We start from the raw sequence: 24,980 nt of genomic DNA on the forward strand, positions 1-24,980 counted from the left end.
CACTCTACACATTTCCCTTTGTAGTTTTTTTCACCTTAAAAACTTCAACAATTTCTTTTATATCACCTGCTGCCATTACAGATCCAACCATAATACATATACAACATACTATCATTTTTAAATCTAAAGCATTTTTTAATAATATAACTCCAAATATTATAGACCATGCTGAATAAGTTATATTTAAAGCCATAGCCTTTGTAGCTCCAAGCTTATAAATTCCTTTATAATAGAATACATATGAAGCCGTTCCTGCTAAAGCTGTTAAAATTATAATAACTGTTGCTGTTGTTGGAACTACTGACATAGTAAAGTTAATACCTTTTACTATTGGTATTATAACAAATCCGTAGGTAACTGCAGAAGTTAATTGTCTTATCTGTAGTGATTGCTCTGGTGTTATTTCATCTTCCTTCATTCCATATGCACAAATTACAGCTTCTGATGCCCAACCTACAACACAAAGTATTGCAAAAGCAAAACCTAGAAGCATATTATTTACTTCTCCTCCCGGAGTATATCCTAAAGCTATAATTCCAGATATACTTATAAATAATCCTAATATTGATATTGGCTTCATCTTTTCCTTTAAGAAAATGTAAGAGAATAAAGCTCCTACGGCTGGATATAAGGAAGATATTATTGCAGTATATGCAGGTCCTATATACTTAATAGCTAAAAGGTATCCTGTCATTCCTACAGGTCCACCTAAAAGCGCTCCTAAAACTATAAATCTTCCACTTCTAGTCTTTGCTGCGTTAAAAGTCTTTTTTATTTCTCTCTTAAACATCATATATATAGCCATCCATATAGATGAAAATGCATCATGTAAAAAAGTACTTACAAAAGGAGCTAAAAATATAGCCTGCTCAGTAGAAACAAATTGAGACATCGCTAATGCTATTCCTAACAAAACAGTATCTAACCCCCATAATAATCCTGATAATAATCCGTAAACCATAATTTTACCTCAATTCCTTAAATAATAAATCTAAATTAGCTTTAGCCCTATTAAATCTGTCTACTCCATAACTTCCAAAATCATCGCCTTCTGCTTCCTTAACTAAAGTCCACACTGCCCATAAAAAGTCTTGGCATATTTTATTCATTAATATTCTTAATCTACTTTCTCTATCTGGATTTCCATTAAAGTATAAATTTAAGAATAGCTCTTCTTCATCGCTTGTAAAATTACATTCAATAGAATGAGCTGCTAAATCCCACATTTCATCATTTAATCCACTATACTCCCAGTCTATTAAGTAAAGTCTACCATTTACATCCTTTATAAAGTTTTCAGGAACAGTATCATTATGAGATGGTACTAATTCAGAACCATATTCCTTCATTAATCCATCTAAACAGAAGACCCTCTCTCTTGTTTCTTTATATTCATCGTAATATTTAACAGTATTCCCTTTTAGTATATCTTCATATTTTAATAACTCCTCAAAAGGATTAAATATATTAACCATATTCATATCTGAATTGTGAAGCTCTCTTAATATGCTAGTAACTAACTTCATATTCTCTTCCTTCTTAGCAGATGCTCCTGTTAATGTTTCTGCACCTTCTATGAACTTAGTTATTTTTATCCCACTATCTTGATTAAAATATAAAGTTTCAGCATTATATCCCTTTAAAGATGCCAAGTTAGAATTTTCCATTTCATTATTTCTACTTATCATTTCTTCTGTTCCTAAGCCAGGAACTCTTAAAATATAACTTTCACCTTTTATAATTACCTTATAATTTTTATTAGTCATTCCACCTGCTGGAATAACATCATTAATATTAGCTTTATCTATATCTAATACTGATGATATTATATTCTTTATAGCTTCCTTTTCAAATTCTAAATCTTTTCTTTTTATTCTTGGATAAAGGTAAGATTTAATATAATTATATTGCTTTTCATTATCTATCTCTCCCCATAATAAATCATCAATCTTTAAACAATGTACCTTATAGTTTCTAGCCATGTCTAATAACATATACTCATAATTTAAATATGGGTTAATATTTCTTTCATATTCCTTAAGCATCATATTAAATAGCTTATATGATATTTTAGTTACACCTATCATTTCCCCATCAATTCTATTAAACTGATGAACATCCTTTGCCATCTTAAATAAACAATTATCTTCTAATTGAACAAAAGCTTCATCTCCAGAACCACTTTCATTTGTTATTAAAACGCAATCTCTATTAATACTATTTAATATCTGTGGAATTGCTATATTTTCAAGAATCAAATCACTTTCTATTAATATAAAATCATCATTTATATGACCTTTAGCCATAGAAAGTGATTTCATAGTACCTGTCCATTTATATTTATCATTCTTAACAAGAATAATTCCACTTTCATTTTTCATCTTTTCTTCAAAAGCTTCACTATTATATCCTGTTACTATCACAATCTTATTTATTCCACATTCCTTTAAAGTTTTTATATGTCTTTCAATAACTAAAGTGTTATCTACCTCCAATAATCCAACTGGAACATCAAATATAGTTCTTCCAGCTGCTAAAATAACAGCTTGCTTCACCCTATACTTTTCCTCTTTATTTATTATTAATTTTGTATCCTTTATCTCTTTTAATGCATTTAATAATTCATCATTTCCTCTTTGAGTTATTATGTACTTATTATCCTGCTCATTATTAATTCTTTTAATTAATCCATTTTCTATAGCTTCTTTTATTATGCTATTTATCTTTCCTAAAGATACTCCAACCTCTTTTGCTAATTCTCTTTGATTTATATTTGGTTTTTCACTTAAAACTTTAATAGTTAAATGTCTGTCTTCCATTTTTATACCCCCTTGTTCATTTTTTGAACTAACTATATATTAGTGCATTTTTACAATATATTCAAGTCTTTTTATAAACTTATTTTAATTTATGTCATACCTCATCTTTTACAAAATCAAAATATCACCATTGTAATAAAAAAAGCCATATATCAGAAATTTTAAAACTTCCTTCTATATGACTTATTATTTGCATTATTTTATTCTTTATTATCAGTAGCAGCTACTTCTAAATCTTGTTGAGGATTATAAGTTGGAACTATTTCATGAAGCTTTTGTCTTAACATAACTTTATTTCCACCTTCAGCAACCTTCATAATTTCATCTATTTCAGCTTTAATAGTATCCAAATCAAAGCTAGAAGGTTTTCCAATGAATATCTTTTTATGCTTAGTTTCTGTAAGCCCCTCTTCATCCATTAATAACTCTTCATAAAGCTTTTCTCCTGGTCTTAAACCAGTAACCTTTATTTCTATATCTTTACCTGGCTCAAATCCTGAAAGCTTAATTAAATTAACTGCAAGATCATATATTTTAACTGGTTTACCCATATCTAAAATAAATATCTCCCCACCTTTTGCATAAGCTCCAGCTTGAAGAACTAATTGGGCTGCTTCAGGTATTAACATAAAGTAACGTATTATATCTGGATGAGTAAGAGTTACTGGTCCACCTTCTGATATTTGTTTTTTGAATAGTGGAATTACAGATCCATTACTTCCTAAAACATTACCAAACCTAACAGCAACAAAGTCTGTTTTACTTCTTTCATTTAAAGCTTGAACTATCATTTCACAGAATCTCTTTGTTGCTCCCATTACATTAGTAGGATTAACTGCCTTATCCGTAGATATAAGAACAAACTTATCACAGTTATACTTATCTGCACACTCTGCTACATTTAAAGTTCCTCTAACGTTATTTTTTATTGCCTCTGTTGGGTTATATTCCATTAAAGGTACATGTTTATGTGCTGCAGCATGGAATACAACATCAGGTCTATACTCATTAAAGACTTGATCTATCTTATTTCTATCTCTAACAGAAGCTATTATAACTTCCTTATCTAACTCAGGGTGATTTCTGCTTAATTCATTTTGAAGATCATATACATTATTTTCATAAATATCAAGTAATACTATCTTCTTTGGCTTAAATAAAACTATTTGACGGCAAAGCTCTGAACCTATAGTTCCCCCACCACCTGTAATTAATATAACCTTATTGTTTAAGTATTCACTTATTCCTTCTTTATCAAGTACAATCTCTTCTCTTCCTAATAAATCTCTTAAATCTACATCTCTTACTTGTTTTAAATCTATTTGATCATCTATTGTTTCATAGAAGCTCGGAACAATCTTAACCTTTGCTTTAGTCTCTTTGCATATATCTAATATTTCACTTTTTTCTTTAGCATCTAAAGAAGGCATTGCAAAGAAAATAGTCTTAACCTTATTATCCTTTACTGTTTCAGCAATCTTACTTCTATCTCCAATAACTTTTATTCCTTTTATGTACTTCTTTTCTTTATTAGGATTATCATCTATCAATCCTATAATCTTATACTTATTATCTTTTGCTTTTCTTATTTCTTCTATTAAAAGACTTCCACAAGCTCCAGCTCCATAAATAAGAACTTTTTCACCATTACCCCAGTATACATTTCCATATACTGAAATTCTTCTTATAAATCTATAAGATAGCCTTACTCCAAGAACAAAAGCAATTATAAAGAAACACGATAAAACAGTAACCACCCTTGGAATCCTAAATGGCATAAATTCTAAAATAACAAAATTTATAACTCCAGCTATAATACATGCTGAAACACCTTGTATAACTTCATCTATACCAGCAATTCTCCATATACTTCTGTACATTTTAAATATTGCTAACATTCCTATATAACTTATCAATATTAATGGTAAATATGTAACATATATATCATTATAAACTTCGTTATAAATACTTCCTAATCTAATATAAAAGCTAACCATATAAGCTATATTTATTAGAATTATATCCATCATTAATAAGAGAAAAATTCTTAACCTTTTCTTATCATTACCCATGATCATTCTTCCTTTCAGCATAATGAAATATTTCCAAATTACAACTAATTATATCAACATTACTTTGCTAAATCAAATGTTTTGAAATTATATGCAAACTTATAATATTATTTTTATTATCGTCAAAATATTTAGTAAATATTAATATATATTTTTTATATCTATTAACCACAATATCCGCGTGAAATACCTCTATTTTGTTGACATAAAATTTAGCAAAATCTATAATTAACATATGAATACTAAATGTATAAAAATTGAAATGAGGTGTTCCTTTTTGGAAAATAATACAGATAAAAAGAAGGTTATATTTAGTGGCATTCAACCTTCAGGAAACTTAACTTTAGGAAACTATTTAGGTGCTATAAAAAACTGGGTTTCATTACAGGACCAATATGACTGTTATTATTGTGTAGTAGATTTACATGCTATAACAGTTAAACAACAACCTAAGGATTTAAGAAGCAGAACTTTAGAAGTATTAGCTATATACATAGCATCTGGTATAGCCCCAGATAAAAATACTTTATTTATACAATCACACGTTCCTGCTCATAGTGAAGCTTCATGGCTTCTAAACTGCTCTACTTATATGGGAGAGTTAAGCAGAATGACTCAATTTAAAGATAAATCTAAGAAGTTTGGTGAATCAATAGGTGTTGGATTATTTACTTATCCAATATTAATGGCATCAGACATATTGCTTTATAATACTGACTTAGTTCCAGTTGGGCAAGACCAAAAGCAACACTTAGAATTGGCTAGAGACCTAGCTGCAAGATTCAACTCAACATATAGCGATACTTTTACTATTCCAGATCCATATATAGCAAAAGTAGGAGCAAAAATAATGGATTTACAAGATCCAACTAAGAAGATGTCTAAATCTGAAGAAAATCCAAACTCATATATTTTAATAATGGACCCACCTGAAGTTATAAGAAAGAAAATCTCTAGAGCTGTAACTGATAGTATTGGTGTTGTTAATTACACTGATGAACAACCTGGAGTAAAAAATTTAATAAACATAATATGTGCTATAAAAAATACTACTCCTGAAGAAGTTGTTCAATCTTATCTTGGAAAAGGATATGCAGATTTAAAGAAAGATACTGCAGAAATAATAATTGAAGAATTAGCTCCTGTTCAAGAAAGAGTTAAATCATTATTATCAGATAAAAAATACTTAGAAGAAATTTACAAAAACGGAGCACTTAAAGCTAATTATGTAGCTAATAAAACTCTTAGAAAAATGCAAAAGAAAATAGGATTAATTCCTAGATAACATAACATCAAATACTTAAACACTTAAATACTATTTTTATGTAGCATTTAAGTGTTTATCTCATGAAAGGTGACTAATATGAAAATTTATCAAAGATTAGTTAACATATTATTGTTAGTCTATATCATATTATATCCTATAATACCAACTACAAGAAGCTTTGCTTCAGATATAATAATATATATACTAATTCTTCTACAAATAATAGGTTTTATATTTATAAAAAAAGAAAGAGATAGTATTTTTAATCTAATAATAAATTTATTTAATGATAAAATATTTTTCACATTAATTTTATTAAATCTTGCTATGTATTTATCAACCTTTGTAGCTACTGACATAAGAACTACTGTAACTCATAGCATCAGATTTACAATGTACATATTTATATTTTATTGTATTTCCTATAAAACCACTGCTAAGGATCATCGTATACTTTTCAATACTTTTATTTCTTTAGCTACGCTTTCAGGAATATATACTGTTATTCAATTAATTTATACAATACATCTTGGTTACTCTATAGATAAGACTATAAGAATGTCTTCATTCTTAGAAAATCCAAATAATTTAGCTGCCTATAGTATATTAGCATTCTTTATAGTAATAATTTTGTTAATATCTACAAAAAAGCTTGCGTATAAATTGTTTTATGGATTATCTTCAGTTTTATTATTAATTAATATAATGTTTTCTCAATCAAGAAATGCATTAATCGCCATAGTAATAGGTGCTTTTATAATAGCTGTTTTATATGATAAAAGATTTATTATACTATCCTTTATACTACCGGTTATATTCTTAATAATACCATCTATACGCTCTAGAGTTTTTCAAATTTTTGATATGTCACAAAATAGTTCAAGATTTAAAATATGGAATATAGATTGGTTGATGATAAAAGATTATCCTTTAGCAGGAATAGGTTATGAAAACTTCAGTGTACAATATCCACTATATACTGCAAAGAATCCTAACTTTATAGTTGAAAATGGATACATAGCTATTCACCCTCACAATATCTTCCTAAAAATACAGACAGAGCTAGGAATAATTGGAAGTATATTGTTTATATCATTTATTATAGCTACTATTATAACATTATATAAATTAATAAAATCTAAAAGAAATAAAATCTATAGTTCTATTACTATTGGTGTATTAACTAGCTTTGTTACATTTATTTTTATGAATCTTCTTGATTGTTATTTAAACTCACCAAAGGTATTAGCAACGCTGTTTGTAATTTTAGCTTTAGCAAATTCTCTAAGGATTAAAATTAACTCAAAAATAATAGATTAATATGATATAAGAAAAGACAGCCAAGGTTGGCTGTCTTTATTTCCCTATCTTTGTTCTCATATTTAATAATTTTGATGTATTAGATAATCCTATAAGATTTATTGCAATTCTTACCATAGAGGCTTTTGGGGTATCTATGTGATCTAATAAATTTTTATTATTCTTTAAGTAATTTATTAATCTTTTTCTCTCTTCTTTATTATACATAGAACATTCATTTAAAGCTGCAATATAATTATGTGCTATACGACTTCTTAAAAAATCATTCATCTCTTCAGAGTAATTATTTTCTTTTATTCTATTATATATTTTACTACTTATAACTACTTTATCTGAAACCTTCTTAGGGTTAAGCATCCCTGTTATAGACTGTGGATTACCCACTCTATAATTATATAAATATGGCATTATAGTTGTAAAACTCTTTGCTGCACATAATATTCTAGGAGTCCAGTCTTCATCTTCGTGATATATTCCTTCAGTAAAAAATATATCATTATCGATTATTATTTTACGCTTAGTTATAAATCTAACAGCTGCATAACTTACATTTCCTAAGTTTTCAACATACTTAAATGGCTCTATACTTAAATCATCATCTTCTTTAAAGCCTTGATAAAAATAAATATTCCCATCAGGAAATACCTGTCTATAGTTTCCTATGATTATATCAGTATTTTCTTTAATTTTATCTAAAATTACTTCTATACTGTCACCATCTATATAATCATCACTGTCTACAAACCAAATATACTCACCTTGAGCTAACCTTATCCCTGTATTTCTAGCGGCAGATAAGCCTCCATTTTCTCTATGGCTTACCTTTATAAAATCATATTTTTCTTTATATTCATCACAAATATTTCCGCTATTATCTTTTGAACCATCATCTACCAATATAACTTCTACATTATCTCTATACGCTTTTATTATACTTTCTATACATTCTCTTATATACTTCTCAACATTATATACTGGAACTATTATAGAAAGCTTTATTTTATTTTCCATATATCCTCCGCTCTAATACCTATTGTAATTGTTAAAGTTATTACTTAAAACAACTATATATCCTAAGAATATCCAATAAGCTGTTGCTATAAACGAGTTTTGATAAAAAATTTCGGTTAAAAACATTGCTGCGATTAATAAAGATACAACCATTAATGAAATGATACTATATACATAATAATTTGAATTATACCTATATTTTCCAAAAAATATACTAATAGCTTTAACTCCTATTATAGCTATAAATATAAACATTATAACTAGAGCTACTACTCCACCAGATAAAAGCATATGAATAAATCCATTATGTACATATTGCACTTCTAAGGAAGACCCCGGAGTTAATTCTGCTGCCTTTATAGGAATATTTCTATCTCCAAAGCCGAATACTGGAGAAAATTTACTTAATCTAAACCCATCTTTCCATAATGTTAATCTTCCATTTGAAGTTGTTGCATCTGGTCTTTCAACAGTTACATTACCAGAATGCTCTCCACTTTGTATTCCTGTTGTTTGATTTAAATATTGTTGTGTCTTTACTGTTGTCTTTGGTATATAGCTCAATAATCTTCTGCTTCCATCAAAGCTTGCTACAGTACCTATTGTTATAATAAATCCAAGTACTAAAGAAATAATAACTCTTATAATGTTATTTCTTAAACTATTTTTTAAGATAAAATCAAATAATAAATATCCTAACCCTATTAAAACAAATATTAAAGCTATTTCTCCGCCTCTTGATCCTGTTAATATGATAAATATATATTGAATAATTATACTTATAGTTAAGAAAACTTTATTTAAAGCCTTTCTTTGAACTATTAACACTAATGAAAGCATTAATGCAACTAAGGCTACACTACTTGCTTGGTTGGGGTCAACGTATATTCCCCATAATCTAGCTGCGTAATATCCTTGTGGAATAAGCTTTCCATCTACTCTTTCTACAAAGTATGAAATATCTAATGAAAACATTAATATTGATAAAAGTGAAATAATAAAAATAACTATTACTAATACTTTAGATATTTTATTAATATCTTTATAAGCTTTTTTATCATTATCTGAGTATTCACTTAAAAATAATACTAGAGTCATTATAGCTCCCCATATTAATGTCTTAGTGTTTCCTATTAAATTTAAATTTCTATTTAATATTATAGTTACTACATAAGAAGCTAAAAAAGCGTAAATCAAGTACATCAATATATTTGGTACATTTGCTTTTTCAATAAATAAATTTCTTATTAGCAATAATCCTCCCCATAATAATATTACAGGTGATAGGTATCCTGTATATCTTTGACCAAAGCTAAAATTATGCACTAGTGCCCACAATAAAAAGAAAATTTTAAAATAAACACTATCTCTTAATATTCCTATGTTAAAAATATTTCTAACTTTATTCATAAGTTTAATCTCCTCTTTAGACTTACCTATATATTAAATTTCTATATTTTACCTTTATTGTATACATTATCTTACTTATCAATAATACTATTGATGGATACTTTAAAGTTAATTTAAGAATCCTTTGCACTAATCCTAGGTTATTTGTACCTTTAATAATATTATCATATTTAACTATTGCTTCTTTTAAATACTTTATCTTTTCTTTATATGTCAAATTACATCCTGAATTATGCAAATCTATAAAACACGAATACATCCATTTTATAAATAAATTATTTAAATCTCTATATTCATCTTTACTCAATCTTGAAAGCTTAAAATATTCCTCGCTTTTTTTATACATTAAATACATCAAGTCTAACTTATTTTCTCTAAACTTAAATGTAAGATTGTTCTCAATCTTCATCCAGTAGTGATAATAACATTTATCACTAAAAATAACCTTATTACAAAATTTTAAATACATTAAATTAAAAAGAAAATCTTCTCCTAAATCTATGCTTTTATCCATAAATATATTATTCTCTATTATTATATTTCTTTTATATAGCTTATTAATAGGTGAATTTATATATGTTCCACCCATTCTAGCTAATACATTAAGTGCAATATCCTTCTTATTTTCAGCTTCAAAATACTCAAATGTTTGTGTACTAGTACTTATTTTACTATCTTGTTCTATATCTAAATATAATCCTGTCATTACACAATCAGCATTACTATCTTCTAGAAGCTTTAATGTATCTTTAAGCATATCTTTGTCTATAAAATCATCAGAATCAACAAACTGAATATATTCACCTTTTGCAGCTTTAATTCCTATATTTCTAGTTTCTGATACCCCATTATTATTATTGTCTATAAAAACTATTCTATTATCCTCATAGTTTTTTATGATTTCTGAACTTCTATCATTAGATCCATCATTTATTAGTATAAGTTCAAAATTAGAAAAGCTTTGATTTAAAATGCTATCTATACATCTACCTATATAATTTTCAGTATTATAAACTGGCACTATCACACTTATCTTTGGCACTCTACTCTCACCCCATATAAAATATAATTAATTATTTACTTTTTATTTAAATCAAAGTTTTTTATATTTTTTATTACTAAATATCCTGCTACCCCTAAAATAATAAATATTATTATCCATCTTACAAATAGATTATTAATAGATACATACGTAATAAGACTCGCTAAAGCTACTGACCCTATTCCTATTAAATTAAATTTAAATGGATAATCTGTATGCTTATACTTTATTTTTACTAATGCAAAATGCATGAAGAATAATACTATATATGCACATAATGTAGAAGCTGCAGCTGCATACATTCCATATTTAGGTATGAATAACCAATTTATTAATATATTTATTATAGCAGCAGTTATAGTTCCAATTGCTATAAATTTAGTTTGCTTTATATAAAACTGATAATTTGCTGGAAATGTATATAAAAATACAAAGTAATATCCTGCTATTATTATAGGTAATAATGGTATACCACTCCAGTATGTCTTAGGCGAAAATAATTTTACTAATTCTGGAACACCTAAAATAAACATAACTGTTAAAGCTGTAAATACAGATATATAAATTGCAGATACTCTCTTCATCTCTTTTTTATTCCCAGATTTTAAAGTATCATAATACCAAGGTAGCCATGCACTATTAAGCGCTAACTGTATTGTATTTATCAAAGCCCCAATAGTATATGTAAATCCATATATACCTACAACAGCATCTGTAGTAACCTTTTGAAGCATCAATTTATCTGCCTGATTTAATATTAAATGAGATAAATTATGAAATATTAAAGGCAATGCTATTGGTAAACAGAACTTCCAATGCTTTAAACTAACAAATCTCTTACCTTTTCTCATAATTCCTATATAAAGGATTACTCCAACTGACACAGTTGCAATTGCACCACCATAGATTCTTCCTGAATACTTATCACTATTCATTGAAAGTATTAAAACAATCGACAAAACAATATTTATTACTGTAGTAATTGCTGAAGTGAATAGATATGCTTTATGATTTCTTTCAAAAGTAAATACTGAAGTTACAAAACTTATTACAAACGAGAAAAAACTTTCAAATAATAAAACTATTATTATAGGTACACTCAATCCTAATAATGATTCTAGTCCATTTCTAAATATTAAAGTAGCTATTCCAATTACAGAAAAGCTAATAGTACTTAAAAATAACGTACTAGATAAATATTCTTTATATTCTTCTTCATCTAAATTAGCTTTTGCACTTCCTATTGTCCCATTTATTCCTATACCTATTACTATTGCAAATATAGCACTCCATGTTGAATAAATGGTAATTATACCAAATTCATTTGTTGTTAATAAATTCGTAAATATTGGTGTTGTAAAGAAATTTACACCTTTTAAAATAAATGTACCTATTGTGTACCATATAGCTGAGTTTAACAACGTGTTACCTTTTAGCCATTCTTTTACTCTCATTTTTACTCTCCTAATTTTATCTTAAATAAGAGGCTGTTGCAAAATTTAGTGCACAGCCTCTCTTTTACTTTTATTAATTACAATCTATATACATTAAAATTCAAACTTAATTATTATAACTTTAGTAGCACTATAACTTTAGATAATAATATTATTCCTTAAGTATGTATAACTTATTATATTATTTTAAAATTCCCTGCTTCTTTAACTCAGCTTTTATCTGAGTCGTTGAAATCCCTTCCGTTCTTGGAAGATATACAACTTCACAGTAATCCTTTAAAAAGTCAAACTTTCCTTCCCAGTCATCTCCCATAACAAATACATCTATATTATGCTCTTTTACATCCTCTATCTTCTGTTCCCAAGTATTTTCCGGAATTACTTCATCTACGTATCTTATAGCTTCAACCATAAGTTTTCTTTCTTCATAACTAAAATAAGCCTTTTTATTTTTAAGCTTATTAAACTCATCACTTGAAATCGCAACTACTAAATAATCACCTAATTCTCTAGCTCTTTTTAATATATTTATATGACCATAGTGTAATAAATCAAAAGTACCGTAAGTTATAACCTTTTTCATCTAGTTAACACCTCTTTATTTTTTTATTATGTAAATAACCTTACATATTATTTTCTATCCAATCTACTACTCTGCTACTTGCATTTCCATCATCTACGCAACCTTGCTCTTTTAAAAATTTATCAACCTGATCTAAATATCTTTCTTTATCAAAACTTTCGATATTTCTAATCATTTCTTCTGTTGACTTCGAAATTACGAAAGGTAATTTTTTTAATTCAAAATAAAAGCCTCTATCATCGCTATAATTCTTTATATCACTAGCATATATAAAACAAGGCTTTTTAGTTAACATAAAATCAAACATAGATGAAGAGTAGTCAGTTATTAATATATCTGTAGCAACTAATAACTCCTGCATATCAGGATAAAACGATGCATTTAAAACATTTTCAGAGTTGAAATTTAATTCTGTAGACTTATGAAAAACATTTGGATGTAATCTTATTAACATAACATATTCTTCTGAAAATCTTTCATTAAATTCTTGTATACATTTTTCATAATCAAATTTATAAACGTCTAAATTATTATCTTTTCTAAATGTAGGTGCATACATAACAATTTTTTTGTTAATATCAATATTAAAGAAATCCTTAACTTTATCTGTTGTTTCTTTAACATTATTAAATAATAAGTCATTTCTTGGCACTCCACACTCTAAAACTTCTCCATCATACCAAAAAGCATTTTCATACATATTCGTGTTAAACTTAGAATTAGATATAAAAACATCTGCATTTTCAGAATCTTTTTTTGCAAACTTTACATAACTCTTATTTAACGCATTCTCGGCATCTTTTTCTATTTTTTTAAGAGCTATTCCTCCATGCCAAGTTTGAATATATAATTGTTTTTTCCTTTTTCTAGTATAGTAGTTTTTTCTTGAGTTATCAATCCATATTCTAGCTGTAGCTAACTCCTTAATAGCTTTAAAACTTCCATACTTAACCAATCTTATACTTCCAGGAAATTCTTCATTTTTCTCCATATTACTCACAAGCCAAACTATATCATAATCAAGTTTTCTTTTTATGCATTCCATTGCTATATACTTAGCATTATCAGAAAACCCTCTTCCATAATAATTACAAATAACTATCTTATTTTCATTTATTGGATGTATTGAATACATTATCCAACAAATTCTATTTATTGTATTATCATATGCCCATTTAGAGCCATCAATTATCATTTCAGCAATTTTAGAAATTCCTTTATTCCTCTTTATGATGTTTTTCAGCTTACTCATCTCACTCCTCCTAGAGCTGTCTGTTTACCCTATTATCTGTAAACATACCAATATTAATTTATTATACGTTTAAGCTATAACTATTGTCAAGAAATCTCAATTATTGTGAATTCTATCCTAACATTGAGTAGTATAATTATAAAAAGCCTAGAGAGTTTTATCAACTATCTCTAAGCTTTAAATATTATGATTAAATCTATGCTCCGAATAAACTTAACGTTTAATTTATATTATTTCTTAAATACAACTTTTTTATATAAAACAAAATTCCAACAAGTAATTAATATCATTGATATAAACTTAGCTACAATACTTTTAACACCTACATTAGATAAAAGCACAATAAATTGAGAAGAAAAAGTTATATTAAAAATAAATAAACCTATATATAAAACTAAGCTCCTAATAGATCCTGTTTGTGATTTAAAAGCCCAAAATTTATTTAATAAATAATTAATAATTGTAGAAATAATTACTGATGAAATATTTGATATAAATATATTCATTCCTATAATTTGAAAAATAGTAAATAACATCAACTCACAGAAAGCACTTGTACCTCCAATAATTATATATTTACTAAATTGAATAATGTTGCTTTTACTTTCAATAATCTTTTTTAACATTTTACTCTCTCCCTATTTATCGTATAAGTTATATCAACCTTAAACTTTCCTAACAATACAAATTTTATATTATTAATCTAAACTACTTTTAACTATATATATTGGTCTATTCTTAGTTTCAGTAAAAGTTCTAGCAACATATTGCCCTAATATTCCCATGAAAAACATTTGTAGTCCAGATGTCAATAATATTACACATATAAGCGTTGGAAATCCTGCAACAGCTTCTCCAAATATAAGAGTTTTTATTACTATTATTGTCATATAAATTAAGGATATCATGCAAAGAATTATTCCAGTAAAAGATGAAATTTTTAATGGTAAATCAGAGAAAGATATTATTCCATTCAATGCATAGGTAAATAATTTCCAAAAACTCCATTTAGATTCACCACTATTTCTATCTTCTACTTCATATTCGATATAATAGGTTTTAAACCCAACCCATGAAAATATTCCTTTAGAAAACCTACAACGTTCTGGTAACTTAATAATTGAATCAACAACATTTCTTCTAAGAGTTCTAAAATCACTTGCTGATTTTACAAACTCAATTTCTGAAATACGATTAATTAAATTATAAAAACTATTCTTAAAAAATGTTAGTACTTTACCTTCTTTACGCATTTGTTGATACGCTGCAACCATATCATAATCTTGATTGCTTTCTAAAAATTCAATCATTTTTATTAAATATTTGGGGTTTTGTTGTAAATCTGCATCTATTATACTTACATAATCACCAACACTTTTTTTCAATCCTGCTAATAATGCTGCTTCCTTACCAAAATTTCTTGAAAAATTAATAACCCTAACATGTTTTTTATCTTCATTATAAATCTGTTCTAATTTATGAAATGTATTATCTGAACTTCCATCATTAATAAATATTAATTCTATGTTATCCCAAAAATTTATCATTGTTTTCTTAATAGTATTATAAAAAATATCTAAATTACTTTCCTCATTAAAGCAAGGAATCACTATAGATATAACCACAATATTCACCTCTTTTTTCAAAACCACTAAATTATTAATTAGTTAAGTTATACTAATTCAAGCTTGTTTTTTATTCAAGTCTTACAAATATTTTATCATTTATAATTTTTATTGAATTATCATTAGGATACTTATCCATTTCTTCTATAAACTCTTTATTTTCTATGTAAATTTCACTATTAGTATCAATTTCTTCATAGGAATATCCAAGATAATTTGAAATAGTTTGAGCTCTTGAATAAGAATAAGTATTTAAATGAGAACCATTCCCACCATATCTAAATGCTAGATCAGACCACCTTGATTTAAATGTTTTATCAGAAATTACTCTACCAACAAAATATACATCCATATCTTGATTATAATTATCTATTGATTTTATTCTAGTATACATAGTTTCATAATAATTTTCTAAAATTCTATTTTCATAATATACTGCCCTATAGTTTACATTACTTTGCCAAGAATAATTTAGTATAGCTATTAAAATAATTGTGATTCCTGAAAAGTTTAATAATTTATTAATATAAGAAGATGCATTAATTTCTAAGTTATAATCACTAGTAATAATAGCTAAATAAAATATACAAACAAATGCCATTTGCATTAATGTATATATTCGTCCATTTGGAACTAATATAACTATAGAATCTATAGATATTGGTAATATTATTAATAATACTAATAATAATCCTATTAAACTTAAATTTTTCTTTTTAAAATTCTTTTTAGTTATAAATAAAAAATTAATAAATGTAATTATATACATACCTAGAAACGAATATCTTATTATTCTTGTTCCATTTATTTCGTTATAGTTGCTAAAAGGCATTTTAATTAATGTTTTATATATATTTTTTATTTGTTCTGGTAATAACGTTAAATCTATCTTCCCCATTTCATCTATTCCTTCATAGGAACTAAGACTTATGTTATTTGTAAATAAGAAATATTCTAAAAACAATCTATATAATATATAACCTACTAGTAGCGCTGAGAAAAATTTAATCCCCTTTAAAATTACCTCTTTAAATGTAAATTTTTGATTTATACACATTTGTATTAGTATTATCACAAATATAGATGCAGTTAACGGATAATAACCTTGATAAATCCCTAAAGAAAATGAAAACAAAAGTGTACCTAAAAAATATCCTATAATTTTATATTTATAAATAAGGTAAATTCCTAAAATAGCAAAAAATATAGCTAATGAATAATAGCCTACTGTAAATGTAAATAACATTGTACTTGCTATTGCCGGAAAAACTACAGTAATTCCACCTATTAAAATACAATTCCATTTATTTTTTATGTCAAAAATTTTAATTATTATACATGACGTAACTGCTAACGTTAACACAGAGAATAGTCCAATAAATATTGGTACATTATAATTCCCCCAAATTTCACCCACAAAATTTCCAAACTCTTGTAAAAACCATCTTCCACTACTTGTTCCTGTTCCATATCCCCACGGTGTCATAGCAATATTATCAAAAATATTTAAATTATTCGTGAACAAATATATATATGACAGTATTCCCCAAAATATTGATGATAAAAAACAAGCAACAGTATTTTTATTTCTTACAAAAGAATTTAATTCACAACTAAAAGATTTTATTTTTAATTCCAGTTTATTTATCATTTTTCCCTCCTAAATTTAATTTTATAAACTTTTAAGTAATTTCCTTAAGCTCAATTTATAAAACAAAGGTATTTTATACCATCAACTTCCAACACTATATTACTACATATTTTTTAAAAAAACTATAAAAAAAATTACACATTTACAGATAATAAATTAAATCACCTAATTTATTATCTGTAAATTAAGTAATCCTAGTAAATCTTTTACAAAAAGCTTTGCTAGGATGTTTAAATAATACTTTTGAAGCTTATAGAAGATGTAAAACCTTTTAGGCTTCTCTTTAAACTAACTATTTTATTATTGGATAGTTAAAGTTCTTATTTTTTCTTATCCAAAACGGTAATTTTATTAATCCATATAAAGTTCCCCATCCATATGATATATGAAGTAGAAAGAATATTATAGGTAATAATAAATATGAAAAATGCTTTTTCTCTTTTAATGTAGAGAAGATAGTATTCACTATATTAAAAGTAAAATAAACTGCTAACAATAATACTAATGGTATCGGGCTAATAACAAATGCTCCAATAGTAGTTATTATAAGTGCTAATACGAATAACAACGGAACAAAGTGATATATGGAGAAACACTTAGGCGATACTCCCATAGTTAATCCTATCCAATACCCATTTAAATACTTTTGCTTCATCATCTTTGATAAACCATTTCTAGCATGGTGATAAGATTTTATAGTTGGATCTAATAAGAACTTATATCCTGCTTCCTTCATTCTATAATGCATTTCATTATCTTCAGTTCTAGCTAATCTTTCATCATAGCCTCCAACTTTTTTAAAGGTCTCTCTTGAGTAAGCAGCATGTGCAAGAGTACTTACATACTCTTCAGTTTCTTGTCTTCTATAGCTTGCTATACCACTTCCAAATATAGATTTTTCAGCTATAAGAAGTGTCTTTTGCCAAGCATTATCTTCGTCTATTATGCTTATTCTATGTCCTCCAACAACTTTTTCGCCTAATGCTATTCTCTTAACATTCTTACTTATAAAATCAATTGGTAATGATGAGTGAGCGTCTACTCTTAATATTATATCTCCACTACTTTCAGCTAAAGCAATATTCCATCCACAAGGTAATATCTTCTTAGGATTATCTAATACGCTTACTTTTGAAAAACTCTTAGATGAATTTTTAAACTTCATCATTACATCTTTTGTATTATCACTTGAATTGCTATCAACTAAAATTATCTCTATATCATTATGGTTATAATCCTGCTTTTCAAGGTCTTTCAAAAGATTTTCTAATTTATTTCCTGCATTATATGCTACAACTATAAAAGAAACCTTCATCTATTTTTCCCCTCTCTACTAACTATCTGCTGTATTTCATTCATCCTTTTCGCCTAATCCTAAAACAGCACCAACAGTTCTTAACATAATTTTAAAATCATATAAAACTGTAAAATGCTTAATATAATTCAAATTATATTTCATCTTTAAAGGTAACACTTTATAAATATAATCATTATCTACATTACTACTATTATCTAATATCTTTTCTTCATCTTTAAATTCTATACTAGCCTCTGATGTTACACCTGCTGGTAATAATAACGTTGCTATCATATCATTAGTATATTCCTTAACAAACTTTGGAACCTCTGGTCTTGTTCCTACAAAGCTTAAATCACCTTTTAAGATATTAATTATTTGAGGTAGTTCATCTAATCTATATTTTCTTAAAAATTTTCCTACCTTTGTAACTCTAGGATCATTTTTAGATGTAACTTGAGTTCCTAATTTTTCAGCATTTACAACCATAGTTCTAAACTTTAATATTTTAAATTCTCTTCCGTATTGAGTCACTCTTACTTGCTTAAATAATGCAGGTCCTTTAGACTCAAGCTTAATAATTATAGCCAATACAGCCATTATAGGTAAAAGTACTATAGTTCCAATAGTTCCACCAATAATGTCAAAAAACCTTTTTAATGTTAATTGACCTTTTCTTTCTGATAGAATCTCATAATACTCCTTTACCTCTGGATTTTTCATAAATTCAGGCAAACTGTCGTATTTTTTCAATGACATATTCTATCCTCTTTCTACTTCATTAAATTTATCTATAACATATTTTACTTGCTCTTCAGTCATAACACTATTTAGAGGTAATGTTATTTCATTTTTATACATATCATAAGCATTCGGATAATCTTCCATCTTAAAACCTAAGTTTTTATATGCAGTTAACATTGGTAATGGTTTATAATGAACATTAGTAGCTATCCCAAATTCAGCTATATTTCTAATAAATTCATTTCTATATTCAACATCTTTTCCTAATAATCTAACTAAGTATAAATGTCCACTTGAATTTTTCTCATTATCATAATGATTTAAAACAGCAAGATTAGGATTATTTTCAAAAGCTTTATTATACATCTCTATAAGCTTTCTTCTATAAGCTAATATATCTTCATATCTAGATAATTGAGCAAGACCTATAGCTGCATTTATATCAGTCATATTACATTTATAAGCAGGCTCTAAAATATCATACTCCCATGCTCCTACTTTATTTTTAGATAAAGCATCCTTTGTTTGACCATGTAGAGATAATATCATATATTTTTTATAAATTTCTTCATTATCTATACCATTAATATTTCTCCAAGTAACAGCTCCACCTTCAGATGTTGTAAGATTTTTTACTGCATGAAAAGAAAAGCTAGTAAAGTCAGCTACTTCTCCACTCATCTTACCTTTATAGTTAGCTCCAAATGAATGTGCCCCATCAGCTAAAATAACTACTCTTCCAATAGCTTCTTGAATCTCATTATTTGCTTTAAATAAATACTTTTTACTATTTACTACTTGGAATAATTTATCGTAATCGCACATTACTCCAGCTAAATCTACTGGAATAATCGCTTTTGTTCTCTCATTTATTAAATTTCCTAAATTTTCATAATCCATCTCAAAAGAATCTTTTGCAGTATCCACTAATACTATCTTTGCACCAACATGATGGATAACACTAGCTGATGCAGTATAGGTATAAGCACAAGTTATTACTTCATCACCTTCGCCTACTCCTAATAATCTTAGAGTCATTTCCATTGCGGCAGTTGCTGAATTTAAACAAACAGCTTTTTCAGTATTGCAATATTCAGCTATTCTTTTTTCAAATTCCTTTGTTTTAGGTCCTGTTGTTATCCACCCTGATTTTAAAACTTCTATAACGTTATCTATCTCCAATTGTGTTATGTCTGGTGGTGAAAAAGGTACGTTCATAATATTTCCTCCTATATTATTGATTAATTAAATAATCTATAATATTTCATTATTCAAATTAATTACTATTAAATACTTTTATTTTAGTATTAAAACCGTACTTTTACAATATATAATTTGAAAATATACTGTTAATATTAAATATACCTTTAAGAATTTATGTATCTGTCCTAGATTCTATATAAGATTTTTCAAAATCTTATATAGAATCTCCATGTCCATCTCTTTGTGATTGGTCATGAAGTTTATTATACTCTCCATAAATATAACTTAGATATTGATCATATTCCTTAGGTATTGGTATAGTAACATTTTCAAAATCCACAACTATATTATCTTTAAATTATTCTATATTAAATTTATTGCAAATACGCTCTATCTCTGTATATATCTCTAATTTAGTAGGCTATAATCTTTTTAGATCAAAACCTCTTTCCATAAGTAATAACTTATCGTTTAATATAATAATATCTATTAAAATTACTATATTAATATGAAGTTAATATTGTATCTACTGTATAACTCATGTATAATTAACATCTGCTAACTATTCATGAGTCAAAGCTTTGTATATTCTATTTATCTAATCTAGTTGTATATTCTTCATATGATTTATCAAAATCTACTATAGTATCACCATGTCCACACCTTTGTGTTTCATCTGGTAATTTCATATAATCACCATAGCATTGACTTAAGTATTTATCATATTCTTTTGGTATTGGAATTTGTACATCTTCAAATGGAACTAAAATATGCTCTGAAAAAATCTCTTTTTTATATATTCCAGTAACACCGCCTTCTGAAAATATCTCTTCCCAATACTCGCACTTATCAAAATCATATTTAGTTATTTCTTTTAATAAATGCCTTTTTATAACCGTAATACCTTTATTAGGTATTAACCATTTCTTCAATACTTTTAATACTTTGTTAGGTATTATTCTTATTATCTTTGACAGTTTCGAATCTTCATTAGGATTTACATTTAATATATATGGAATAAATCCTAATCCAATATATATTGAGCTATAAATTTTTTGCTTCAATTTTGATATTTTTGAATTAGGTACAGCTACAATTGGAAATATATCCATACATATTCCCCAATGACATTTTAAATGTGTTAACCTTTTATCCATTGATGTAGTATTATTTATTCTTAACTTATTATATGGATTCCAAAAATACTTATCAGTCTCTGAATTTTGTAAAAAGAATTTACTATCTAATTCATATTTACATACCTCTTCAAACTTTACATAGTCATTCCACTTCATAGATATATCAATATCATCATCCCATGGAATAAATCCATTATGTCTAATAGCACCTAATGCTGTTCCCCATGTTCCAAAGTACTCTATATTATGCTTTTTACAAATACGATCTATCTCTTTAAGTATTTCTAACTGTGTATTTTGTAATCTCTTTAAATCAAAATCTCTCACTTCTTAAGCTCCTTATACTTAAACATATATTTCGGTTACCATTTCACATTATATTACAATATTCATAATAGTAAAACATATTTTAAAAATAGTTTACTATATATACTAATTCTTCTCAATCATTGATAAAAATTAAATTTGAAACTATTATTTAATAAATAAAAAAAGGTGGATAATCCACCTTTTTTATTATCCTCTCCAAGAACCATCAGATTCTAAGAAATATTGCTTTCCATCAACAGTAATCCATCCAGTAGCCATAACTCCGTTAGAGTATAGATAATACCAAGTTCCATTTACTAATGTCCATCCTGATGCCATACTTCCACTACTTGGATACATATAATACCATTTATCTCCAACTAATGTCCATCCTGATGCCATGCTTCCACTACTTGGATACATGTAGTACCATTTACCACCATCAGCAACCCAGCCATACATAGTTTCTCCATTACTATCTAAGTAATACCACTTACTATCTGCTAAAGTCCATCCTGTTGCCATTGATCCGCTACTTGGATACATATAGTACCATTTTCCATCAACTAATGTCCATCCTTTTGACATACCACCACTACTTGGATACATATAATATTTTTTACCATCTACAACATTCCATCCGGTTGCCATTACCCCTGTTGTTGTATCAAAGTAATACCAATATCCATCAATAAATTTCCACCCTTTGCATATAGCTCCATTTTCATCGTAATAATACCATTTTCCATCAACTTTTTCCCATTGGCTTATAAAGTCTGGAGCTTTTTCAAACCTTCCAACATTTATATAGCTAATATTATTAGCTCTTATATACCCTCTATTACTCCACTCATAATTACCATGGAATGTTACTAAATTTCCATTTGAATTATAAATAGATGTATTTCTCTCTGGATATATTTCTAATGAATTTACTCCATTAATAACTTGTTGGTTTTTATTGGTAACAATTGCAGTTGTGCCAGGATATCCTCCATAACCACTTACTGACCCATTTATATTATAAAGTAGATTATTCTTATAATCTCTTACTTCATTGGCTCCAGTAAACATAATAATTTGATAAGCATTAAAATCTTTCAAATTATATATATTCTCTCCAGATAAATACATATCAGCTCTAAATGCATAAGAAGCTGCTTTTTCTCCCCAGAAAGGATCAGATGCATATTTAATATTAGCACCCATATTTTTATTTCCTAAAAATCCACCAAAATATCTCCAGTCAGATGGATCAGCATACCCTTTTGAAATATAATGATTACAAAACTCTATTATGCTATCTCCTACATTCCTAAAATAATTAGCAGATTCACCAGGGCTTGAATCAACCGCATTCATACCAAAAATATTATTCTTGCTATGAGCTATACTAGATTCACCCCATGCCGACTCATTGATCCCCACTCCTAATGCAAGCAATGCATTTACTCCATAAGAATTTTGAGCATTAATAAACGCTTGCCCTGTGCCTCTTAATTTGCTTGTACTATCAGTGTTGGCTTCAATAAACCTATTAAGATCATTTGCAGTATACATAGTTTTACTTCTAAAAGGTAAGTAATTATAGTAGTTATAATATGCATTATTTGCATTTACAGAATTATTTTTATGTCCTGCTTGTAAATCACCTATAAGAGTGGCTAATCCTGCAGCAATATTGCTTCCATTATAAAAATATCTTCCATCATAACTTAAATATTTAACACCTTGTTGTAAATATTCCGGTGCTGGACCTATCTTTAATGTAGTTCCTCTTTGACTTCCTGATTTTAAATCACTTGATATAAAATGATATAATATTCCACCTTCTACTTTATAATAGCTAGGATTAGTAACTTGATTTATAGGAACTAATACCAAATCATAGTTTCCAGAGGCTGTATTTTTGTTAATCCATGCTTCATGTCCACTTACCTGAATTTTAGCAGAAAAATCATTAAATTCAATTACAGGAACATCATCTACATAACCTTGGTTAATATAATTATAAGATTTAGTTAATCCAGAATCAGTATATAGGGTTGTATTTTTATCAAAACTTGGATAAGATTGTCCCCCTATATGTTTCCATATTCTCCCCATAGTTCTAGTAGAATATACAACTTGTCCTTCTCTGTTAATTACTGTAGGTAAAATCATATCATCACTATATGGTACTGGTGAGTTTTCAGCTATTCCTTTAGCCTCTTCATAATTATCACTAGAACCAATATATGTATAGCTACCATCGCTATGAGCTAATGCTATCTCGTATTCATCATTTGTTTTCTTTTTTAAAGATGTTGTATCAATCAAAGTAGGATATTTAAGATTAAATTCCTCTCTTTCAAATATCTCTTCAACTGAATAAGCAGCTCTAGCAATATTGCTTTCTACTACTTCGTATTTTTCTCCCACACTAACTTCATTTGTAAAATCTACTTCTGATTCCTCATTTAATTGATTTTCAGTAACGATTTTACTATCTTCACTAGCCTCAACTTCCTCTGTTTCAGAAGTTGAAGTGTCAGTTACAGTTTTCTCTTCTGTATTATCACTTTTATCAACTGCCTCTTCATTTACTTCAAATTCTCCATCTTCTGCAATAATTTCTTTATTGCTATCATTTAGTTCAACAGATTGTCCACTAAACTCATTTGTTAATTCAGTGGCCGTTGTTGTAAAAGATGGAAATAAAATCATAACAGAAAGTATTAATGATAATACCGATTTTACACTTTTCTTCATGTAATCCCCCCTTATTACAAATTTTTTATCT

At 27.1% G+C, this 24,980-nt stretch carries 20 protein-coding genes; 2 read left to right on the top strand and 18 right to left on the bottom strand.

The genetic code is table 11. The features are described from left to right. Positions 1 to 4: 4 nt before the first annotated feature. From H8S20_RS03955 to H8S20_RS03965, 3 genes are all read right to left on the bottom strand, one after another. A complete protein-coding gene (locus H8S20_RS03955) occupies positions 5 to 961 on the bottom strand; it encodes a DMT family transporter (protein ID WP_032120042.1) in 957 nt (318 codons plus the stop codon). A 4-nt stretch (positions 962 to 965) separates the two neighbouring features. Continuing rightward, positions 966 to 2,819, bottom strand: a complete 1,854-nt coding sequence (locus H8S20_RS03960) for a winged helix-turn-helix transcriptional regulator (RefSeq protein ID WP_186859325.1) — start codon at positions 2,817 to 2,819, stop codon at positions 966 to 968. A 200-nt stretch (positions 2,820 to 3,019) separates the two neighbouring features. Next, entirely contained in the window at positions 3,020 to 4,891 is a 1,872-nt protein-coding gene (locus H8S20_RS03965; protein WP_032120044.1) for a polysaccharide biosynthesis protein, read from the bottom strand. Positions 4,892 to 5,153: 262 nt separating this feature from the next. On the opposite strand from H8S20_RS03965, the gene trpS reads away from it, so the two are divergent. Both trpS and H8S20_RS03975 read left to right on the top strand, forming a co-directional pair. Beyond that, entirely contained in the window at positions 5,154 to 6,176 is a 1,023-nt protein-coding gene (gene trpS, locus H8S20_RS03970) for a tryptophan--tRNA ligase (protein WP_032120045.1), read from the top strand. A gap of 78 nt (positions 6,177 to 6,254) precedes the next feature. Continuing rightward, entirely contained in the window at positions 6,255 to 7,478 is a 1,224-nt protein-coding gene (locus tag H8S20_RS03975) for an O-antigen ligase family protein (RefSeq protein WP_032120046.1), read from the top strand. A 36-nt stretch (positions 7,479 to 7,514) separates the two neighbouring features. Here H8S20_RS03975 and H8S20_RS03980 read toward each other — a convergent pair whose 3' ends face one another. The 15 genes from H8S20_RS03980 to H8S20_RS04045 form a co-directional block, all read right to left on the bottom strand. Beyond that, the gene (locus H8S20_RS03980; RefSeq protein ID WP_051986982.1) at positions 7,515 to 8,489 is read right to left on the bottom strand and encodes a glycosyltransferase; all 975 of its coding nucleotides are present in this window, start codon (positions 8,487 to 8,489) and stop codon (positions 7,515 to 7,517) included. A gap of 12 nt (positions 8,490 to 8,501) precedes the next feature. Further along, complete coding sequence (locus tag H8S20_RS03985) at positions 8,502 to 9,899, bottom strand: O-antigen ligase family protein (RefSeq protein WP_032120047.1); 1,398 nt, start codon at positions 9,897 to 9,899, stop codon at positions 8,502 to 8,504. 22 nt (positions 9,900 to 9,921) lie between these two features. Further along, the gene (locus H8S20_RS03990; RefSeq protein ID WP_051986983.1) at positions 9,922 to 10,941 is read right to left on the bottom strand and encodes a glycosyltransferase family 2 protein; all 1,020 of its coding nucleotides are present in this window, start codon (positions 10,939 to 10,941) and stop codon (positions 9,922 to 9,924) included. A 35-nt stretch (positions 10,942 to 10,976) separates the two neighbouring features. Further along, positions 10,977 to 12,395, bottom strand: a complete 1,419-nt coding sequence (locus tag H8S20_RS03995; RefSeq protein ID WP_032120048.1) for an oligosaccharide flippase family protein — start codon at positions 12,393 to 12,395, stop codon at positions 10,977 to 10,979. Between the two features lie 181 nt (positions 12,396 to 12,576). Next, positions 12,577 to 12,978, bottom strand: coding sequence for a glycerol-3-phosphate cytidylyltransferase (gene tagD / locus H8S20_RS04000; protein ID WP_032120049.1), 402 nt, complete (start codon positions 12,976 to 12,978; stop codon positions 12,577 to 12,579). A 40-nt stretch (positions 12,979 to 13,018) separates the two neighbouring features. Next, positions 13,019 to 14,230, bottom strand: coding sequence for a CDP-glycerol glycerophosphotransferase family protein (locus tag H8S20_RS04005; RefSeq protein ID WP_051986984.1), 1,212 nt, complete (start codon positions 14,228 to 14,230; stop codon positions 13,019 to 13,021). A gap of 230 nt (positions 14,231 to 14,460) precedes the next feature. Then, positions 14,461 to 14,856, bottom strand: a complete 396-nt coding sequence (locus H8S20_RS04010; RefSeq protein WP_051986985.1) for a GtrA family protein — start codon at positions 14,854 to 14,856, stop codon at positions 14,461 to 14,463. A gap of 72 nt (positions 14,857 to 14,928) precedes the next feature. Continuing rightward, positions 14,929 to 15,855 (bottom strand): glycosyltransferase family 2 protein, encoded by a 927-nt coding sequence (locus H8S20_RS04015; protein WP_032120050.1) that lies wholly within the window; start codon positions 15,853 to 15,855, stop codon positions 14,929 to 14,931. Positions 15,856 to 15,925: 70 nt separating this feature from the next. Further along, positions 15,926 to 17,506 carry a glucosyltransferase domain-containing protein gene (locus H8S20_RS04020; RefSeq protein ID WP_032120051.1) on the bottom strand — a complete coding sequence of 527 codons (1,581 nt, stop codon included), beginning with the start codon at positions 17,504 to 17,506 and terminating at the stop codon, positions 15,926 to 15,928. A gap of 292 nt (positions 17,507 to 17,798) precedes the next feature. After that, positions 17,799 to 18,821 (bottom strand): glycosyltransferase family 2 protein, encoded by a 1,023-nt coding sequence (locus H8S20_RS04025; RefSeq protein ID WP_032120052.1) that lies wholly within the window; start codon positions 18,819 to 18,821, stop codon positions 17,799 to 17,801. Between the two features lie 36 nt (positions 18,822 to 18,857). Beyond that, positions 18,858 to 19,562 (bottom strand): sugar transferase, encoded by a 705-nt coding sequence (locus H8S20_RS04030; protein WP_186859326.1) that lies wholly within the window; start codon positions 19,560 to 19,562, stop codon positions 18,858 to 18,860. A 3-nt stretch (positions 19,563 to 19,565) separates the two neighbouring features. Next, complete coding sequence (locus H8S20_RS04035; protein WP_032120053.1) at positions 19,566 to 20,765, bottom strand: DegT/DnrJ/EryC1/StrS family aminotransferase; 1,200 nt, start codon at positions 20,763 to 20,765, stop codon at positions 19,566 to 19,568. Between the two features lie 199 nt (positions 20,766 to 20,964). Then, the gene (locus tag H8S20_RS20395; RefSeq protein ID WP_141395466.1) at positions 20,965 to 21,090 is read right to left on the bottom strand and encodes a LicD family protein; all 126 of its coding nucleotides are present in this window, start codon (positions 21,088 to 21,090) and stop codon (positions 20,965 to 20,967) included. A 250-nt stretch (positions 21,091 to 21,340) separates the two neighbouring features. Further along, entirely contained in the window at positions 21,341 to 22,216 is an 876-nt protein-coding gene (locus tag H8S20_RS04040; protein WP_032120054.1) for a LicD family protein, read from the bottom strand. Between the two features lie 189 nt (positions 22,217 to 22,405). Then, on the bottom strand, positions 22,406 to 24,949 hold the full coding sequence (locus H8S20_RS04045) for a glucosaminidase domain-containing protein (RefSeq protein ID WP_186859327.1): 2,544 nt from the start codon (positions 24,947 to 24,949) through the stop codon (positions 22,406 to 22,408). Positions 24,950 to 24,980: the final 31 nt, after the last annotated feature.

The organism is Clostridium hominis (assembly GCF_014287825.1).
Classification (GTDB): Bacteria; Bacillota; Clostridia; order Clostridiales; family Clostridiaceae; genus Clostridium; species Clostridium hominis.